The sequence below is a fragment of the Streptomyces sp. CA-278952 genome (genome assembly GCF_028747205.1).
Classification (GTDB): Bacteria; Actinomycetota; Actinomycetes; order Streptomycetales; family Streptomycetaceae; genus Streptomyces.
The window spans coordinates 4,040,904-4,059,874 of the sequence record NZ_CP112880.1 but is presented as its reverse complement, the minus strand read 5'-3'; the positions used below and the strand labels follow the sequence as shown (position 1 = coordinate 4,059,874).

At 70.4% G+C, this 18,971-nt stretch carries 17 protein-coding genes and 1 tRNA gene; 7 read left to right on the top strand and 11 right to left on the bottom strand.

Annotation, left to right across the window (positions count from 1 at the left end; genetic code table 11):
- Positions 1-17: 17 nt before the first annotated feature.
- On the top strand, positions 18-1,196 hold the full coding sequence (locus tag N7925_RS18180) for an acyl-CoA dehydrogenase family protein (RefSeq protein ID WP_265600605.1): 1,179 nt from the start codon (positions 18-20) through the stop codon (positions 1,194-1,196).
- Between the two features lie 83 nt (positions 1,197-1,279).
- Here the strand turns inward: N7925_RS18180 and N7925_RS18175 are convergent, their stop codons facing one another.
- From N7925_RS18175 to N7925_RS18150, 6 genes are all read right to left on the bottom strand, one after another.
- Positions 1,280-1,624 (bottom strand): rhodanese-like domain-containing protein, encoded by a 345-nt coding sequence (locus tag N7925_RS18175; protein WP_215105740.1) that lies wholly within the window; start codon positions 1,622-1,624, stop codon positions 1,280-1,282.
- A gap of 90 nt (positions 1,625-1,714) precedes the next feature.
- On the bottom strand, positions 1,715-2,692 hold the full coding sequence (locus N7925_RS18170) for a J domain-containing protein (protein ID WP_274344464.1): 978 nt from the start codon (positions 2,690-2,692) through the stop codon (positions 1,715-1,717).
- A 158-nt stretch (positions 2,693-2,850) separates the two neighbouring features.
- Positions 2,851-4,338 (bottom strand): DUF2252 domain-containing protein, encoded by a 1,488-nt coding sequence (locus tag N7925_RS18165; RefSeq protein WP_416222908.1) that lies wholly within the window; start codon positions 4,336-4,338, stop codon positions 2,851-2,853.
- A gap of 209 nt (positions 4,339-4,547) precedes the next feature.
- Positions 4,548-4,910, bottom strand: coding sequence for a winged helix-turn-helix transcriptional regulator (locus N7925_RS18160; protein ID WP_274344463.1), 363 nt, complete (start codon positions 4,908-4,910; stop codon positions 4,548-4,550).
- Positions 4,911-5,073: 163 nt separating this feature from the next.
- On the bottom strand, positions 5,074-5,904 hold the full coding sequence (locus N7925_RS18155; protein WP_274344462.1) for a ScbR family autoregulator-binding transcription factor: 831 nt from the start codon (positions 5,902-5,904) through the stop codon (positions 5,074-5,076).
- Between the two features lie 643 nt (positions 5,905-6,547).
- Positions 6,548-6,630: transfer RNA gene (locus N7925_RS18150), tRNA-Leu, on the bottom strand.
- Positions 6,631-6,945: 315 nt separating this feature from the next.
- On the opposite strand from N7925_RS18150, the gene N7925_RS18145 reads away from it, so the two are divergent.
- The 6 genes from N7925_RS18145 (at position 6,946) to pknB (ending at position 15,028) form a co-directional block, all read left to right on the top strand.
- Positions 6,946-7,815: an FhaA domain-containing protein gene (locus tag N7925_RS18145; protein ID WP_274344461.1), complete on the top strand. Its 870-nt coding sequence runs from the start codon at positions 6,946-6,948 to the stop codon at positions 7,813-7,815.
- Positions 7,816-7,825: 10 nt separating this feature from the next.
- Complete coding sequence (locus N7925_RS18140) at positions 7,826-8,344, top strand: FHA domain-containing protein FhaB/FipA (RefSeq protein WP_003967913.1); 519 nt, start codon at positions 7,826-7,828, stop codon at positions 8,342-8,344.
- A 129-nt stretch (positions 8,345-8,473) separates the two neighbouring features.
- Positions 8,474-9,973: a PP2C family protein-serine/threonine phosphatase gene (locus N7925_RS18135; protein ID WP_265603922.1), complete on the top strand. Its 1,500-nt coding sequence runs from the start codon at positions 8,474-8,476 to the stop codon at positions 9,971-9,973.
- A gap of 21 nt (positions 9,974-9,994) precedes the next feature.
- Positions 9,995-11,395 carry an FtsW/RodA/SpoVE family cell cycle protein gene (locus tag N7925_RS18130; RefSeq protein WP_265600599.1) on the top strand — a complete coding sequence of 467 codons (1,401 nt, stop codon included), beginning with the start codon at positions 9,995-9,997 and terminating at the stop codon, positions 11,393-11,395.
- Entirely contained in the window at positions 11,392-12,849 is a 1,458-nt protein-coding gene (locus tag N7925_RS18125; protein WP_265600598.1) for a peptidoglycan D,D-transpeptidase FtsI family protein, read from the top strand. Before N7925_RS18130 ends, N7925_RS18125 begins: the two co-directional genes overlap by 4 nt.
- Positions 12,850-13,018: 169 nt before the next feature.
- A complete protein-coding gene (pknB, locus tag N7925_RS18120) occupies positions 13,019-15,028 on the top strand; it encodes a Stk1 family PASTA domain-containing Ser/Thr kinase (protein WP_274344460.1) in 2,010 nt (669 codons plus the stop codon).
- A gap of 102 nt (positions 15,029-15,130) precedes the next feature.
- Here the strand turns inward: pknB and N7925_RS18115 are convergent, their stop codons facing one another.
- From N7925_RS18115 to N7925_RS18095, 5 genes are all read right to left on the bottom strand, one after another.
- The gene (locus N7925_RS18115) at positions 15,131-15,874 is read right to left on the bottom strand and encodes a class E sortase (protein WP_274344459.1); all 744 of its coding nucleotides are present in this window, start codon (positions 15,872-15,874) and stop codon (positions 15,131-15,133) included.
- A 25-nt stretch (positions 15,875-15,899) separates the two neighbouring features.
- On the bottom strand, positions 15,900-17,306 hold the full coding sequence (locus tag N7925_RS18110) for a class E sortase (RefSeq protein ID WP_274344458.1): 1,407 nt from the start codon (positions 17,304-17,306) through the stop codon (positions 15,900-15,902).
- A complete protein-coding gene (locus N7925_RS18105; protein WP_018957297.1) occupies positions 17,303-17,941 on the bottom strand; it encodes an aminodeoxychorismate/anthranilate synthase component II in 639 nt (212 codons plus the stop codon). The genes N7925_RS18110 and N7925_RS18105 overlap by 4 nt, the downstream gene beginning before the upstream one ends.
- Positions 17,938-18,126 (bottom strand): hypothetical protein, encoded by a 189-nt coding sequence (locus N7925_RS18100; protein ID WP_003967905.1) that lies wholly within the window; start codon positions 18,124-18,126, stop codon positions 17,938-17,940. The genes N7925_RS18105 and N7925_RS18100 overlap by 4 nt, the downstream gene beginning before the upstream one ends.
- Positions 18,127-18,213: 87 nt before the next feature.
- Positions 18,214-18,942, bottom strand: coding sequence for a class E sortase (locus N7925_RS18095; RefSeq protein ID WP_265600594.1), 729 nt, complete (start codon positions 18,940-18,942; stop codon positions 18,214-18,216).
- Positions 18,943-18,971 lie beyond the last annotated feature (29 nt).

The window sequence follows — 18,971 nt, the reverse complement described above, 5'->3', positions numbered from 1 at the left end:
AGCGGGAGGCCGGGACAGTGGACTTCACCTTCACCGAGGAGCAGCAGGCGGCCGTCGAGGCGGCCAGGACGGTCTTCTCGGACGTCGCACCCGACCGCGCCCCCAGTCCCGCCCTGACCCCGGGCGCCGTGGCGGATGACATCGACCGACAACTGTGGAACGAGCTGGCGCGCACGGATCTGCTCGGTCTCACCCTGTCGCCGGACCACGGAGGCGCGGGCCTCGACCCGATCGCGCTCTGCCTGGTCCTCCGGGAGTCGGCGAAGGTGCTGGCCAGGGTCCCGCTGCTGGAGAGCTGTGCGGTGGCCATGGCGGTCCAGCGGTACGGCGGGAGCACCCTCGCGGCGGAGCTGCTGCCCCCGGCAGGCCGGGGTGAACTGATCCTGACCGTCGGCGCCAATGGGCGGAGTGGCCACGATCCCGCCGAACTCGCCGTCGCCGCACGGCCGTACGGGGAGAGCCGCGAGAACGAAGAGAGCCGCGGGGCGTCGGCAGGCGGCTCCGGCTGGGTGCTCGACGGGGTGCAGTCCGCGGTTCCCTGGGCCCAGGTGGCCGACTGGATCGCCATCCCCGCGCACACCGCGGGGGGCCGACCGGTCCTGGCCCTCGTGCCCCGTACCCGCGACGGCGTCAGCCTGGCGGACCAGGTCTCCACCAGTGGTGAGCGCCTGGCCGAGGTCCGGCTCGACGGCGTGCGGGTGACGGACCGCGAGCTGATCGACGTCCCGGGCTGCTGGGAGTGGCTGCGGTCCCTGCTCACCACGGGGACCTGCGCGCTCGCGCTCGGGCTGGGCGAGCGGGTGCTCGCGATGACCGCCGCGTATACCGGTAAGCGCGAGCAGTTCGGATACCCGGTCGCCACGTTCCAGGCGGTGGCCGTCCAGGCAGCCGACCGGTACATCGATCTGCGGGCGATGGAGGCGACGCTCTGGCAGGCCGCCTGGCGGATCTCGGCCGACGCCGGGGGGCCGCTGCCCGCGGCGGGCGATGTCGCCGTGGCGAAGATCTGGGCCTCCGACGGCGTCCGCCGCGTCGTGCAGACCGCACAGCACCTGCACGGCGGCTTCGGCGCGGACACCGACTACCCACTCCACCGCTTCCACGCGTGGGCGAAGCAGATCGAGCTCTCCCTGGGCCCGGCCTCGGCCCATGAGGAGGCCCTGGGCGACCTGCTGGCCGCCCACCCGCTCGGCTGACCGACAGCACTGCCAGCACTGCCAGCACGAACATTCCGGATACCACCGACATCGCCGACGGCCCCGACCAGGCCGCCCGGGGGTCAGAGGACGAAGGCGGGCGTCCCGTTGTCCGTGACCATCGGGCGTCCGGCGCCGTCCCAGGCCTGCATGCCACCGTCGATGTTCACGGCGTCGATACCCTGCTGGACCAGGTACTGCGTGACCTGGGCCGACCGGCCGCCGACCCGGCACATCACGTGTACGCGCCGGCCGTCCTCGGCGGACTCGGTCAGCTCGCCGAACCGGCCCACGAAGTCGCTCATCGGGATGTGCAGCGCGCCCTCGACGTGACCGGCCGCCCACTCGTCGTTCTCACGGACGTCCAGGACAAAGCCGTCCGACGGCACCGCCGCGGCGTCCACCGAGGGCAGCGGGGCGAAGTTCATGGGTCATGCCTTCTCTCGTGCGGTCTTGGACCTCGTACACGGGGCCTCGTGCAGGGGCCTCGTCCGTACGCGGCAGAGTCACCCGGAACGCTACTGCACCGTCTCCGCGAGCTCGGCCTCGCGCCGGGACACCTCGCCCAGCAGTTGCTCCGCGATGTCCTCCAAAAGCTGATCCGGGTCGTCCGGGGCCATCCGGAGCATCGAGCCGATCGGGCCGTCCTCCAGCTCCTTGGCGAGCACCGTCAGCAGCTCCTTGCGCCGGCTGAGCCACTCCAGCCGGGCGTAGAGCTCCTCGCTCTCGCTCAGCGGGGCCGGGGGCTGCACCGGGCCGGCCGCCCACTCCGCCGCGAGTTCCTTGAGGAGGTCGACGTCGCCGCGCCCGTAGGCGGCGTTCACCCGGGCGATGAACTCGTCCCGGCGCTGCCGTTCCGGTTCGTCCTGGGCGAGGTCCGGGTGCGCCTTGCGGGCCAGCTCCCGGTAGAGCTTGCGGGCCTCCTCGCTCGGCCTGACCCGCTTCGGCGGCCGGACCGGCTGTTCGGTGAGCATCGCCGCGGCCTCGGGGGACAGCCCGTCGGTGTCCATCCAGTCGTGGAACAGCTCGTCGACCCCGGGCATCGGCATGACGACCGCCCGCGCCTCCCGCGCCTTGCGCTCGTCCTCCGGGTCCCCGGTCCGGGCAGCCCGCGCCTCGGCGATCAGCGCGTCCAGCTCGTCGAGGCGGGTGTACATCGGGCCGAGCCTCTGGTGGTGCAGCCGGGAGAAGTTCTCGACTTCCACCCGGAAGGTCTCCACCGCGATCTCGAACTCGATCAACGCCTGCTCGGCGACCTGCACCGCCCTGGCCAGCCGCGCCTCGGGGCGTGGTGCGGCGTCCTCGGGGCCGGTGGGCTCCCCGGCAGCACCATCCGCGGCGTCCGCGCCGCCGGAAGCGTCCGGGGTCCCCGGAGCGTCCTCAGCCCCCGGGGCATCCCCCGCTCCGGGGGCGGGTCGGGGCGCGTCCGGCCGGTCGTTGTCCTGCCGGTCTTCATCGTTCCGGGTGGTCGGCACCCCGGCGGCTTCGTGGGTCACCCGTCCAGCGTATGGCCACGGCCCGGCGGCACGGCACACACGGTGGGACCCGGCCCCGGGCCCCACCCCGTCACGAACAGGCCCCACCCCTCCACGAACAGGCCTCCGCGCCTCACGGACATGGCCCACCGCGCGGGCCCCACCGCCTCAGGGAGCCGTCATATACCGAACTCGGCGGCCAGCCTGCCCGCCTTGATCGCCCGCACCAGCTCGGCGTGATCCGCTTCCGTACGGTCGGCGTACGTCACCGCGAAGGCGGCCACGGCCCCGTCGAGCTCGTCGTTCTTGCCGCAGTAACCCGCCAGCAGGCGGGGGTCGGCGCTGTGCGCGTGCGCCCGCGCGAGCAGCGCGCCCGTCATCCGCCCGTAGTCGTCCACCTGGTCGGCGGCGAGCGCGGCGGGGTCCACGCTGCCCTTGCGGTTCCGGAACTGCCGGACCTGGAACTGCCTGCCGTCCACGTCCGCCCAGCCGAGCAGGATGTCGCTGACGACCTGCATCCGCTTCTGCCCGAGCACCACCCGGCGGCCCTCGTGCGCCACCTCCGGAACGTCGAAGCCGACCGCGGGCAGATGGGGAGCGAGCACCGAGGGGCGCGCCTCCTTCACCTGGAGGACCAGCGGCTCTCCCCGGTGGTCGAGCAGCAGCACCACGTACGACCGGGTCCCCACACTGCCGGTGCCGACCACCCGGAACGCCACGTCGTGGATCGTGTACCGGGCCAGCAACGGCACCCGGTCCTCGGAGACGGTGGAGAGATAGCCGCCAAGACCGGCGGCCACGACCGCAGCCTCGGCGTCCGGCACCCGGCGCAGCACCGGCCGGGCGTCGACGAAGCGCCGGCCGCCGTCGGGGCACTCCTCGGTGGAGCGGGCGGCGAAGCGGGCGCTGGTGTTGTTGCGGGCCTTCTCCGAGACCCGCTCCAGGGTGCCGACCAGGTCGCGCGCGTCCGTGTGCGAGACGAGCTCCTCGTCCGCGATCGCGTTCCAGGCGTCGAGGGCGGGCAGCCGGGCCAGCAGCCGCATCGTGCGCCGGTAGGCGCCGACGGCGTCGTGCGCGCCCCGGCGGCAGGTGTCCTCGTCGGCGCCGGCGGCCCGGCCCGCGAGCACCAGGGAGGTGGCGAGCCGCTTGAGGTCCCACTCCCACGGCCCGAAGACGGTCTCGTCGAAGTCGTTCAGATCGATGACCAGGCCGCCCCGGGCATCGCCGTAGAGGCCGAAGTTGGCCGCGTGCGCGTCGCCGCAGAGCTGGGCGCCCACGCCGGTGACCGGAGTGCCCGTCAGATCGTGGGCCATCAGCCCGGCCGCACCGCGCAGGAAGGCGAACGGTGTCGCCGCCATCCGGCCCACCCGTATCGGTGTCAGGCCCGGCACCCGGCCCCGGTTCGACTCCTCGACCGCCCGCACGGCGTCCGGCCGTCCCGGTGGCAGGACCAGCGAGGCGTGCGAGGACCGAGGCACCCGGTCGCGGAGGGCCTTGCCCGCAGCCTTCGGTGAACTCGCGGCGCCACGCCGGGCGAAGCCGGGCACGACCGGAATGCGCGGCTCTCCGCCCGCAGTTGGCTCCGTCGCCGCACTTGCCCCGGTCCCTGCGGTTCCCGTCGTTCCCCCGGCTCGCCGCTCAGGCACCGTCGCCTCGGTTCCGCTCATGGAGCGTCGCCTCCCCCACCCTCGTACCGCTTCCGGCTGCCCGGCTGTCCGACCGGTCAGCGGCCCTGTCCTCCAGCGACCGAGCACGACGGTACCGCCGGATGCCCGACACCCGCCGGGCCTGTGGACAGACGCTACGCCGGGAGTGGGTCCGGTGGACGGCAGTGGTACGCCCGGGGCGGCCGGACGAGGTCAGCGGACGGACGAGGTCAGCGGCCGGCCCCGGAGCCGGCCGTGCCGTCCCGCGTCAGATAGGTGTCCGCCCACCGCCCCAGCTCCTTGAGCGCGGGCTCCATCGCGGCGCCCGCCTCGGTGAGCCGATACGCGACGCGCAGCGGCGGTCCCGCGTCGGCCTCTCTGATCACCAGGCCGGCCGCGCCGAGTTCGGCCAACCGGTCCGAGAGCATGCGCTCGCTGATTCCGGGAATCGCCCGTCGCAGCTCGGCGAAGTGCACCGGTCGCTGGAGCAGCACCGAGACGATCTGGCCGGTCCAGCGCTTGCCGAACAACGCGAAGACGCGGCTGATCCCCCGGTCGACCGGCCGACAGGGCTGCTCGCCGTCATCCGCCATCTCCCCAGAATACCGGGCCGCACTTAGCGGCTTACTAAAGGTAAGTAGCCGCTCGGTGAACTCCGACACGGCTGGGGAGGCTCCAGGAGCACCGCGAATCTGCCGTATGATGATCATGACCAACCGGACGTTTCACGTGAAACAACAGCACGCCCGGAGCGAATCAGGCGACGACCCCTCCGGCCGCCACCCCCGCACCTGCGGGCTCCTCATCGCCCTCGTCTCCGGCCCCCCCGGCCCGCGGACCACGGCCCGACCCACCGCCCCGCAGACCTGACCCGCCCGATCGGGAGCCCGAGTCGGTCGCGGCATCGGAGCCCGCACCCTTGGCCTCCGCGGCGATCCTGGCCTTCTGCTCCTCACGCTCCGCCTTCTCGCGCGCCTGGGCCGCCAGATCCACGCGGCCCTCCGGCTTGATGTGGGCAATGACGCCGGGGTGAGCGATCGACGGCAGAATGTGGCGCCACATCTCCGCCACCTGCTCCCGCAGATCGGCCCGACCGGAATCGGCCTCCGAGACCAGCTGAATACCGGTGAACGAAGCGACGATGATTTTGGCTGACACCATCGGGTCGATCTGTGGGAACACCTCGCCGCGCTCCTGGCCCAGCTCCAGCATCCGGGCCGTCGCGTCGATCCAGTCGCCCCATGGATGCGGTCCACCGAGGAAGACACCCTCGATGGAGAGCCTGGTGCCGGCCCGGGCCATCGAGTTGTGGCGCAGAGCGAAAGCGAACTGCTGGCCACCGTCCACCAGGGACTGCAACGGCGACCCCTCCTGCTCGAACTCGACCGTGGAGGTCTGCTCGTCCATGATCGCCTGCGCGATGGCCTCCTTGGAGGCGAAGTGGAAGTACAAGGCCCCCTTGGTGACCTTGGCGCGGCGGAGAATCTCCGAGATGGCGGCACGCTCGTAGCCGTAGTCGTCGAAGACACTCGCCGCGGCATCCACGATCGACCGCCACGTCTGGACTGCGCGAGCCTGCTTCGCCATTTCCTGCCTCCGGGACGTTCTGTGCGCTCAGCCCTTCACCGCCGAGTCGCCGTCGATCCAACCTCTGCGGCCAGCGTATGCAAGTACGCCGTTGCACGGGCCATCGGTCTGTCCGGAAACCGTGCCCACACCCGGTGGATCACCGCCCGCGGACACCGCCGCCGCCTCCTCCTCATCCGCCTGTCCGTACCCCGCACGTCCATCAAAAACACGGACCCGCGAGAACGCGGAGGGGGAGGAACACACGTATACCCGGCAGGGAACCACCGAACAACGGCAGAACCCCCGCTCCGGATCTCTTCGAAGCGGGGGTTCTGGCGGACCAAACCCGACAGTCGCGAGCGACTGAGAATATGCGAGGAAAACCAGCTGTCCGCATACGACTGAGGCTCCTCAGGCTACAGCCGAGCACCCCCGCCTCCCGGAGCGTCCTGTCTCAGCGGTGGTGCTCGGCCAGGGCCTGACGTATCTGGCGGGTGGACGTATCCGGCGAGTGGTCCGGGCGACCGTCGGGGCCCGCGAGGCGATCGCCCGTGGGGAAGCCGCCGTGGAACCACCGCGGGAAAGCGAAATGGTCGGCATCGTCATGACGATGCCGACCATTTCGTCGGTGCTACCAGGACACCCTCTTCGGGGTCCGTCGTGCGCGAGGGGGGATTTGAACCCCCACGTCCCTAAGGACACTGGCACCTGAAGCCAGCGCGTCTGCCGTTCCGCCACTCGCGCATGAGTGGTGTTTTCAGACTCTCTCACCGTGTGGTGCGAGCGCCTGGCGACATCCGGAAGATTAGCACGGTGAACAGGGTGGAATCACATCCGTTGTTTCGTCGCCTCCGGCCAGGGAAGCGGGAACCCCGAACCATCGCCCCCACTCCTCCAGAGTGCGTCCCGGGTGCGGGACACTGTGAGGAGGTCACCTCTACGATCCGTGTGAGGGGTGACACTCATCCACAGGCCAGACAAGGGGAACCAGCCGATTTCCCGACGCGTGGATACGATCAGTAAGCAGTACAGGGACGATGACAACGGAGGAGGTGCCCCATGGGGGTCATGAAGCGTTTCGAGCAACGCCTCGAGGGGCTGGTCAACGGCACCTTCGCCAAGGTCTTCAAGTCCGAGGTGCAGCCCGTCGAGATCGCCGGCGCCCTCCAGCGCGAGTGCGACAACAACGCGACAATCTGGAACCGTGAGCGGACCGTCGTCCCCAACGACTTCATCGTCGAGCTCAGCACACCCGACTACGAGCGGCTCAGCCCGTACTCCGGTCAGCTGGGCGACGAGCTCTCCGGCCTGGTGCGCGACTACGCCAAGCAGCAGCGCTACACCTTCATGGGGCCGATCAAGGTCCACCTGGAGAAGGCCGACGACCTCGACACCGGGCTCTACCGGGTCCGCAGCCGCACGCTGGCATCGAGTTCGTCACAGCAGGACCCATCTGCGCAGCCCCAGTCCCAGCCCCAGCAGCCCGCGGCCGGGCGGCCCGCCGCCCCGCAGGCTCCCGGCGGCTACGGCTACCCCCCGAGCGCCGCTCCGCCGATGCCCGCGGCCCCGCCGCCCGGCGCCGGACGGCCCTCGGCCCCCACGAACGACCGGCGCCCGCCGGCCACGCCCGGCCCCCTGCCGGACGCCCGGACACGGCGCTGGATCGAGATCAACGGCACCCGCCATCAGATCTCCCGCCCGACGTTGGTGATGGGACGATCCACCGACGCCGACGTGCGGATCGACGACCCCGGCGTATCGCGCCGGCACTGTGAGATCCGGACCGGAACGCCCTCGACGATCCAGGATCTCGGGTCTACCAACGGCATCGTGGTAGACGGGCAGCACACCACCCGCGCTACGCTCCGCGACGGCTCGCGGATTGTCGTGGGCAGCACCACCATCGTTTACCGGCAAGCCGAAGGGTGAAGCGGGGGCAATGTCAGAGCTGACCCTGACGGTCATGCGGCTAGGTTTCCTGGCTGTTCTGTGGCTGTTCGTCATCGTGGCCGTTCAGGTCATCCGCAGCGACCTGTTCGGAACGCGCGTCACGCAGCGCGGCTCACGCCGCACTGCCGCCGACGCGCGCCCCCAACAGGGCCGCCAACAACAACAAGCGGCGCCGCCCCAGCAGCGCCAGCAGCCCGGGCGGCAGCGCCGCGGGGCACCCACCAAGCTGGTCGTGTCCGAAGGCACGCTCACGGGTACGACGGTCGCGCTCCAGGGGCAGACCATCACCCTGGGCCGCGCCCACGATTCAACGATCGTGCTGGACGACGACTACGCGTCCAGCAGGCATGCCAGGATCTACCCGGACCGTGACGGTCAGTGGATCGTCGAGGATCTCGGGTCCACCAACGGCACGTATCTGGAACGGACCCGGCTCACCACCCCGACACCAGTTCCGCTGGGCGCGCCGATCCGTATCGGCAAGACCGTCATCGAGCTGCGGAAGTAGTACGACAATGAGCGAGCGGAGCGAGCGAGCCGCGGCGGTCCCGACGGCGGACGCTGCCCGGTTCCCGACCGGAGGGTGGGCAGTGTGGCTCGAGACAGGCTGTACCCCGAGCCGACGGGCGAGGTGCGCATGAGTCTGTCGCTGCGCTTCGCCGCCGGGTCGCACAAGGGCATGATCCGGGAGGGCAACGAGGACTCCGGCTATGCCGGTCCCCGGCTCCTCGCCATCGCCGACGGCATGGGCGGTCAGGCGGCCGGTGAGGTCGCCAGCTCCGAGGTGATCTCCACGCTCGTCCCGCTCGACGACGACGTACCGGGATCCGATCTCCTGACCTCGCTCGGCACCGCCGTGCAGCAGGCCAACGACCAGTTGCGCGTCATGGTCGAGGAGGACCCCCAACTGGAGGGCATGGGCACCACGCTCACCGCCCTGCTCTGGACCGGTCAGCGCCTCGGCCTGGTGCACGTCGGCGACTCCCGCGCGTATCTGCTGCGGGACGGCGTCCTGACGCAGATCACCCAGGACCACACCTGGGTGCAGCGCCTCGTCGACGAGGGCCGGATCACCGAGGAAGAGGCCACCACCCACCCGCAGCGCTCCCTGCTGATGCGGGCGCTGGGCAGCGGCGACCATGTCGAACCGGACCTCTCCATCCGCGAAGTCCGCGCCGGCGACCGCTACCTGATCTGCTCGGACGGCCTCTCCGGCGTTGTCTCGCACCAGACGATGGAAGAGACCCTCGCCAGCTACCAGGGCCCGCAGGAGACCATCCAGGAGCTGATCCAGCTCGCTCTGCGCGGCGGCGGCCCGGACAACATCACCTGCATCGTGGCCGATGTCCTGGACGTCGACAGCAACGACACCCTGGCCGCGCAGCTCAACGACACCCCGGTCGTCGTCGGCGCGGTCGCGGAGAACCAGGCCCAGCTCGGCGACGGCGGGGCCATGCAGACGCCCGCCGGCCGCGCGGCCGGCCTCGGCCGCCCCGTGCCCCCGCCCGCCGGCGGCTTCGGCCCACCCGGCAGTGGCGACGTCGGCTACGGAGGCATGCCGGACGGCTCCTACGACACCTACACGGACGAGGACTTCGTCAAGCCGGGCGGCGGCCGGACATGGCTGAAGCGTTCCGTCTACATCGTGCTGGCACTGGCCGTGATCGGCGGCGGTCTGTACGGCGGCTACCGCTGGACGCAGACGCAGTACTACGTCGGCGCGCAGGACGAGAACGTCGCGCTGTTCCAGGGCATCAGCCAGGACCTCGCCTGGATCTCGCTCTCGAAGGTCGAGAAGAACCACCCCGAGATCGAGCTCAAGTACCTGCCGCCGTACCAGCGCAAGCAGGTCGAGGCGACGATCGCCGAGGGCAACATCACCGACGCCCGCGAGAAGGTCGCCGAGCTCGCCGCCCAGGCCTCCGCCTGCAAGAAGGACGCGCAACGCCGCGCGGCCGACGCCGAGAACCGGGCCCGTACGGGCGAGGGTGAGGCCGGCGGCACCGCCGGAGCCCCCGCCACCAGGACTTCCGCCACGTCCTCCGCCAAGGGGACCAAGCCGACCACCGCTCCCACTCCCGGCCCCAGCCTCTCGGAGGAAGAGAAGAAGCTGGTCCCGCAGTGCGGTAAGCAGTAAGCCGTAGGGGGCCTCAGCACCATGAGCGTTGTCACCAACACGACCACCATCGGCGCGATCGACGCACCGAGCCGCCGCAACACCGAGCTGGCACTCGTCGTCTTCGCCGTCGCCATCTCGGTGTTCGCCTACGCCAACGTGGGCCTCGCCCTCAACGGCGAACTGCCCGCGGGCATGCTCGGCTACGGAGCGGGCCTCGCCCTGCTCGGCGGCGTCGCCCACCTCGTGGTACGCAGATATGCCAAGTACGCCGATCCGCTGCTGCTGCCGCTGGCCACCCTGCTGAACGGCCTGGGCCTGGCACTGATCTGGCGCCTGGACCAGTCGGAGCGGCTGCTCGCCCACCCCAGCTTCGCGCCCGCCGCCTCCAAGCAGCTGATCTTCTCGGCGATGGGCGTGGCGCTGTTCATCGGTGTGCTGCTCCTGCTCAAGGACCACCGCATCCTCCAGCGCTACACCTACATCTCCATGGTGGTCGCGCTCATCCTGCTGATCCTGCCGATGTTCTTCCCGGCCCAGTTCGGCGCGAGGATCTGGATCACCATCCCCGGCATCGGCTCCATCCAGCCCGGTGAGTTCGCGAAGATCGTCATCACGATCTTCTTCTCCGGCTACCTGATGGTGAAGCGCGACGCCCTGGCCCTCGCCAGCCGCCGGTTCATGGGCATGTACCTGCCCCGCGGGCGGGACCTCGGTCCGATCCTCGCCATCTGGGCGATGTCGATCCTGATCCTCGTCTTCGAGACCGACCTCGGCACCTCGCTCCTCTTCTTCGGCATGTTCGTCGTCATGCTCTACGTGGCGACCGAGCGCACCAGCTGGATCGTCTTCGGCCTCACCATGTCGGCCGTGGGCGCGGTCGGCGTGGCCTCCTTCGAGAAGCACGTGCAGGACCGGGTCACCGCCTGGCTCGACCCCTTCGCCGGCTGGGGCACCCACGCAGCCAGTGAGCAGATGGCCCAGGTGCTGATGGCCTTCGGCTCCGGCGGCACGCTCGGGACCGGTCTCGGCCAGGGCAACTCCGACCTCATCCTCTTCGCGGCCAACACCGACTTCATCCTCGCCACCGTGGGCGAGGAGCTCGGGCTCGCCGGAGTGATGGCGTTCCTCCTGCTGTACGGGCTGATCGTCGAGCGCGGTGTGCGCACCGCGCTCGCCGCACGCGACCCGTTTGGCAAGCTGCTGGCCATCGGGCTCTCCGGAGCCTTCGCCATCCAGGTATTCGTCGTCGCCGGCGGTGTCATGGGCCTCATCCCGCTCACCGGTATGACGATGCCGTTCCTCGCGGCCGGCGGGTCGTCGGTCATCGCCAACTGGGCCCTGATCGGCATTCTGATCCGTATCAGCGACACCGCCCGCCGTCCCGCACCGGCTCCCGCGCCCTCCACCGACGCCGAGATGACGCAGGTGGTCCGACCGTGAACAAGCCCCTGCGCCGGGTGGCGATCTTCTGCGGTCTCCTGATGCTCGCCCTGCTCATCCGGGACAACTGGCTCCAGTACGTCCGCGCCGACGAGCTGACCAGCCACAAGTACAACCGCCGCGTCGAGATCGAGCGGTACGCCCACGAGCGCGGCGACATCATCGTCGACGGCAAGGCGATCACCGGCTCCGCCGAGACCGAGGACGGCGACTTCAGGTACAAGCGGGTATGGAAGGACGGCCCCCTGTGGGCCCCCGTGACCGGCTACTCCTCGCAGGCCTTCGACTCCTCGCAGCTGGAGAACCTGGAGGACGGCATCCTCACCGGCAACGACGACCAGCTGTTCTTCGACCGGACGCTGTCGATGTTCACCGGCGAGAAGAAGCGCGGCGGCAACGTCGTCACCACGCTGAACGGCGATGCCCAGAAGGCCGCCTTCAAGGGGCTCGGCGAGAAGAAGGGCGCGGTGGTCGCCCTCGACCCCAAGAGCGGCGCCATCCTCGCCCTCGCCAGCACCCCGTCCTACGACCCCTCGGTCTTCGCCGGCAACTCGCTCAAGGACTCGGACAACCGGCAGAAGCTCCTGAAGGACGAGGACAAGCCGATGCTCAACCGGGCCTTGCGCGAGACCTACCCCCCGGGCTCCACCTTCAAGGTCGTCACCGCCGCCGCCGCCCTGGAGAACGGGCTCTACGACGACATCGACGCCAAGACGGACTCCCCGCTGCCCTGGACGCTGCCGCAGTCCACCACGCAGCTCCAGAACGAGGGCAACATCCCCTGTGAGAACGCCACGCTGCGTGAGGCCCTGCGGGTGTCGTGCAACACCGTCTTCGGGAAGATGAGCGACGACCTCGGCAACAAGAAGATGATCGAGCAGACGGACAAGTTCGGCTTCAACAAGGAAGTCTTCACGCCCGTCCGCGCCGACGCGAGCATCTACCCCGAGGACAACAGGCCGCAGAACGCGATGGCCGGCATCGGCCAGGCGTCCAACCGCACCACCCCGCTCCAGATGGCCATGGTGGCCTCCGCGATCGCCAACGACGGCAAGCTGATGCAGCCGTACATGGTCGCGGAGCGGCAGGCGCCCAACCTGGACCCGGTCTACACCCACGAGCCCGAAGAGCTCAGCCGCGCGCTCTCGGGTGAGAACGCCCAGAAGGTCCAGCAGATGATGGAGACCGTCGTCAAGGACGGCACGGGAACCAACGCGCGGATCCCCGGCGTCACAGTGGGCGGCAAGACCGGTACGGCACAGCACGGTCTGAACAACAGCGAGAAGCCGTACGCCTGGTTCATCTCGTACGCGAAGACCGACAGCGGCTCACCGGTCGCCGTCGCCGTCGTGGTCGAGGACGGCAACGCCAACCGGGACGACATCTCCGGCGGCGGGCTGGCCGCCCCCATCGCGCGCGACGTGATGAAGGCGGTCATCGACAGCAAGAAGTGAGACCTGTCACGGCGGCCGCCCGTCATACCGGACATCGGATACCGGTCGGATATCGGCTGCCGGGTGCGGGCTGATCACGTCACCCGTGCCCGGTAGCGTATGCGCGAACAGCGCACCGCCGCGGACCACACACGGGTGCGGTCGGGACTGACGGAGAGGGCTGGAACAGATGGAAGAGCCGCGTCGCCTCGGCGGCCGGTACGAGCTGGGCTCGGTGCTCGGCCGTGGTGGCATGGCCGAGGTCTACCTCGCGCACGACACCCGGCTCGGCCGCACCGTAGCTGTGAAGACGCTCCGGGCCGATCTGGCCCGCGACCCGTCCTTCCAGGCCCGGTTCCGCCGTGAGGCCCAGTCGGCCGCCTCGCTCAACCACCCCGCGATCGTCGCCGTGTACGACACCGGCGAAGACTACGTCGACGGGGTCTCCATCCCGTACATCGTGATGGAGTACGTCGACGGGTCGACGCTGAGGGAGCTCCTGCACTCCGGTCGCAGACTGCTCCCCGAGCGCACGCTGGAGATGACGGTCGGCATCCTCCAGGCCCTGGAGTACTCGCACCGCGCCCAGATCGTCCACCGCGACATCAAACCGGCGAACGTCATGCTGACGCGCAACGGCCAGGTCAAGGTCATGGACTTCGGCATCGCCCGCGCCATGGGCGACTCCGGGATGACGATGACGCAGACCGCCGCGGTCATCGGCACCGCCCAGTACCTCTCCCCGGAGCAGGCCAAGGGCGAGCAGGTCGACGCGCGCTCCGACCTGTACTCCACCGGCTGCCTGCTGTACGAGCTGCTCGCCGTGCGACCCCCCTTCGTCGGGGACTCGCCCGTCGCGGTGGCCTACCAGCACGTCCGGGAGGAGCCGCAGCCGCCGAGCAACTTCGACTCCGAGATCACGCCCGAGATGGACGCGATCGTGCTGAAGGCGCTCACCAAGGACCCGGACTACCGCTACCAGTCCGCCGACGAGATGCGCGCCGACATCGAGGCCTGCCTCGACGGCCAGCCGGTCGCGGCCACGGCGGCGATGGGCGCCGCGGGGTACGGGGGCTACGACGGTTACCACACCGACCAGCCCACCGCCGCCCTGCGCCCGGCCGACCCGAACAACGCGCAGACCTCGATGCTGCCCCCGGTCAACCCGGACGACGGCGGCTACGGCTACGACGACCGCCAGGGCCGCCGACGCCAGCAGAAGAAGAGCAACACCTCGACGATCCTGCTGGTCGTCGCGGGCATCCTGGTGCTGGTCGGCGCGATCCTGATCGGCCAGGTGATCTTCTCCCCGACCAGCGACGACGGCCAGATCAACGCCCCGAACCTGGTGGGCTCCACGGTGCAGGAAGCGGAGAAACTCGCGGCCAGAACCGACGTCACCGTGAAGGTCGGCGCCGAGGAGCCGTGCGAGGAGCAGGAGAAGGGCGAGATCTGCTCGCAGGACCCGGCGGCCGACGCACTGATGGACAAGGACGGCACCGTCACGGTCGTCGTCTCCGCCGGAGCGCCGAAGATCGAGATCCCCAACGTCCTGGAGAAGTCCGAGGACGGCGCCCGCGAGGTCCTGGAGGGCAAGGGCTTCACGGTCAACGTCACCACGGAGGAGTCCGAGAAGACCGAGGGCACCGTGATCGAGCAGGACCCCAAGGGCGGCGAGAAGGCCGCGGACGGGGCCGAGATCACCATCACCGTGGCGACCCAGGCGACTCTCGACCTGCCGGACATGCGGACCCGCACGTACGAGGCGGCGGAGCAGCAGTTGCGGGGCATCGGTTTCACCAACATCTCGCGCACCGACGTGGATTCGGAGAAGCCGGCCGGAGAGGTGATCGAGCAGACGCCCACGGGCCCGAGCAAGCAGGCCAAGGGCGCGCAGATCGTCCTGAAGGTCTCCAAGGGCCCGGCGCAGCCGGAGCAGGTCGCGATCCCCGGTGACATCGGCAACAGGCCGTACCAGGACGTGAAGGCCCAGCTCGAAGGGCTCGGCTTCGTGGTCGCGCTCTCCCAGGGTTCGGTCGACAAGCCGAACGCCAAGGTGATCACCAGCAGCCCGGCGCCGACCACCCAGGCGGACAAGGGCAGCACCGTCACCCTCGTGACCATCGAGGGCGGCGGGAACGGCGGGAACGGGAACGGCGGGAACGGCGGGGGCTTCATCGGAGGCCTGGGCGACGACTGACCCTCCGCCCACCTCACCCGACATGGGAAGGGCCCCGGTCGCCTTGACGGTGACCGGGGCCCTTCCCGTGTGCCCGGGCGCGAGCGGCAGTTCCTCGGCGGCTCAGCGCAGCTCGACCGGCTTGGTGCGGTCCTTGTCGACCTTCTCCGTACGCTCCAGCTCGCCCCACACGATGTACCGGTACTTCGAGGTGTAGACCGGCGTGCAGGTCGTCAACGTGATGTAGCGGCCCGGTTCCTTGACGCCCGACTCCTCCGGGACCGGCTGGATCACGTCCACGTTGAACTTCGACGTCTCGGGGAGCTTCTTGTAGACCTTGTAGACGTACCAGGTGTCCTTGGTCTCGAAGACGACCGGATCGCCGTTCTCCAGCTTGTGGATGTTGTGGAACTTCGCTCCGTGCCCGTCGCGGTGCGCGGCCAGCGTGAAGTTGCCCTCGTCGTCCCAGGGGAGGGCCGACTCGACCGGGTCCGTGTAGTAGCCCGCGATGCCGTTGTTCAGGGTCTCGGGCTCGGTGCCCTTCTTGACCAGGATCTCGCCGTTCTTCATGGCGGGCACGTGCAGGAAGCCGATGCCGTCCTTGGTGTCCAGGGCGCCGGGTCCGTCCGCCCATCTGCTGCGGACCGTGTCGCCCTGTCTGCCGGCCTCGCGGTCGGCGAGCACATTGGTCCACCACAGGGAGTACGCGACGAACAGCGCGAGCACCAGGCCCGCGGTGATCAGCAGTTCGCCGAAGACGCTGACGGCCGTCTGGACGGGGTGGCGGCCTCGCCGGCGCGCCGCGGGCGCGTCCAACTGGGAGGGAGACGTGTCGGCCCGCTCGTCGTGCTCGGTCCTCGCTGCCACCGCACCGTCCCTGTCGTGAGGATGTTCAGCCGACGAGCGCGTCGGGCTTTCCCTGGCTGCGCGGCCGTTCGTCGACCATCTTGCCCCAGACGATCAGCCGGTAGGTACTCGTGAATTCCGGGGTGCAGGTCGTCATCGTGAGGTACCGGCCCGGGCCGTCGAACCCGGAACCCACCGGTACCGGCTCGATCACCGAGATGTTGGACGGCGCGGTCTGCGGGAGGATGCTGGCCATCTCGTACGTGTAATACGCGTCCTGGGTCTCGACCACGATCGGGTCGCCGGGTTCGAGCTTGTTGATGTAGCGGAACGGCTCGCCGTGGGTGTTGCGGTGGCCGGCCACGGAGAAGTTGCCCTGCTTGTCGGAGGGCATCGCGGTCTTGAGCCTGCCTTCGCCGTAATGGCCGAGCATCCCCCGGTCGAGCACCTTCTCCTTGTCGATGCCCTCGGCGATCGGGGCGACGACGTCCAGCTTGGGGATGTGCATGATCGCGAAGCCCTGGCCGGGTGCGAACACCCCGGGCTTCCGGTCGCCCTTGGCCCACTCGTCCTGGATGCGGTTCGTCTCCTTGCCGGCGATCTGCTCGGCCCGGATGTTGGTCCACCAGAGCTGGTAGGTGACGAACAGCAGCATCAGGACGCCCAGCGATATGAACACCTCGCCGACCACCCGGCTGGCGACGACCGCCGGGCTGTCCTTGGCCGCCTTGGCCGCGCGCCGGGCCTCCATCCGGGACATCGGGGCGGCCGGGGCGGCCTGTTCGACGACCGGTTCCGGGCGCCGCCGGCCGCGTCCCTTGGCCGCCCGCCTCCGCTCGGCCCGCCCACCGGAGGGAGGCGGCCCGGGGCGGGAAGCCGTCCCGGGACCGGGACCGGGCTCGGCCGGTATGCGGCTGATGACTTCGGTGCGGGGCTCGGCGGGCCCTCCGGCGACGGCGGCCATGACTTCGGTGCGCGGTTCGGCGGGGAGGTCCGGGGCCGGTCCCTCGGCCGGAGCCATGCGCGCAGACGGCTCCTGCGGCCCGTACCAGTCGCGCTGGTACCCGGCGGGGTCGTACCACTCGTTCGGGGCTCCCTGGGGCCGCTGAGGCCCTTGGTGAGCCGTGTAACCGGCCTCGTGCGACGACACCGCCGTCGGTACGTGTCCGGGCACGGGATCCGGTACGTGGCCGAGCACGGACGCCGACACCGACTCCGGCGCTCCGGGGCCTGGTGCGGGCACCGGCCCGGGAGCTGACCCGGGGCCCGGCCCCGGGCCGTCCGGGATGTTGTCCGCCCGGAACCACGGTGAGGCGTGCCCGCCGGGCAGCGGATCGCTCAGCGGATCCGCGAGGCCGTCCACCGCTGCCACGAACGCGCCGTCGGCCCCGTACCCCCCTTGCGCGTGGGGGCCCTCCGGTCCGGCCTCGTGCCCGGGGCGGCCTACGGTCACGCGGCGGCCTTGCCCACCACCGGCGCGAGCCCCGCCGACCGCGCGACGGCCCCCTGGTCTCCGCACTGCTCCAGCCAGTTGGCGAGCATCAGGTGGCCGTGTTCGGTGAGCACCGACTCGGGGTGGAACTGCACGCCCTCCACCGCCCGGTCGCGGTGGCGCAGCCCCATGATGATGCCGTCCGCCGTGCGGGCGGTGACCTCCAGCTCCGGGGGCAGCGCGCCGGGTTCGGCGGCGAGCGAGTGGTAGCGCGTCGCGGTGAAGGGGGACGGCAGTCCGGCGAAGACGCCCTTGCCCTCGTGGGTCACGGGGGAGGTCTTGCCGTGCAGCAGTTCGGGGGCCCGGTCGACGACGCCGCCGTACGCGACCGCCATCGACTGCATTCCCAGGCAGACGCCGAAGACCGGGACGCCGGTGTCCGCGCAGTGACGCACCATTTCGACGCAGACACCTGCCTGTTCGGGCGTCCCGGGGCCCGGGGAGAGCAGGACCCCGTCGAAGCCGTCCTGCGCGTGGGCGGGGGTCACCTCGTCGTTGCGCAGCACCTCGCACTCGGCGCCGAGCTGGTAGAGGTACTGGACGAGGTTGAACACGAAGCTGTCGTAGTTGTCCACGACGAGGACGCGTGCGCTCACTGGTCTGCTCCTGCTCCACCGGCGCTCTCGCCGTCGACGGTCACATCACCGAACGGCAGCAGCGGCTCCGCCCAGGGGAACACGTACTGGAACAGCGCGTAGACGACCGCCAGAACCAGCACGAGCGAGATGACACCCCGCACCCATGCGTTGCCCGGCAGATGCCGCCAGATCCAGCCGTACATGCTGACCCCTCCATTCGGTACCGGCACCAGACTAGAGGGCCGCGGCCGGGGAGGGGGTCAGCTGTGGAAAAGCACGGACGAGCACGGTCAGCCGGAGAGTTCCGGGGGCCTTCCGCCGCTCACCGGCCGCGTGGCGTCCAGATGCGCCCAGGCGATCAGCCGGTGGCTGCTGCCCCATTCCGGCTCGCACGTGGTGAGCGTCAGATAGCGTCCGGCGTCCTCGAAGCCGGAGCCGCGGGGCACCGGGGCGACGACGGCGGTGTCGGTGGGCACGGTCCGGTACGGCTTCCTCGCGATGCGGTACGTGAACCAGGTCGTCCCGTCGTTCACGACCACCGCGTCCCCGGGCCGCAGCCGCGGGAAGTCCTTGAAGGGGTCACCGTACGTCCGCCGGTGCCCGGCCACCGCGAAGTTGCCCGTGTCACCGGGGCGGGCCGTTCCGCTGTAGTGCCCGAGCCCCTTCTGCAGGGTGGTGACCGCGGTGTTCTCCAGGACGGGCCACTCCCAGTCGGCGCCGAAGCGCGGGATGTGCATCGTCGCGAAGGGCTTTCCGGCGCGGTACGGGGCTGGGCCCGGGTCCGGGGTCCGGTCCGCGTCCGGGGTCGTGGAGGGGGACGTCTCCGGGGAGGCGGGCGGTGGGGCCGGCGCCACGGGCTCATGGGCCCACTGGCTCCGGAGGGTGTCGATCTCGCCCTCGGCCGCGTCGGCCGCCTGCACACCTGTCCAGAACAGGAAGTAGACGACGAAGAGGATGATCAGCGCCCCCGCGGTGATGCAGAGTTCGCTGAAGGTTCTGACGACGACTCGCACCGACACCGGACGGCCTCCCCGGGGCTCAGCTCGGG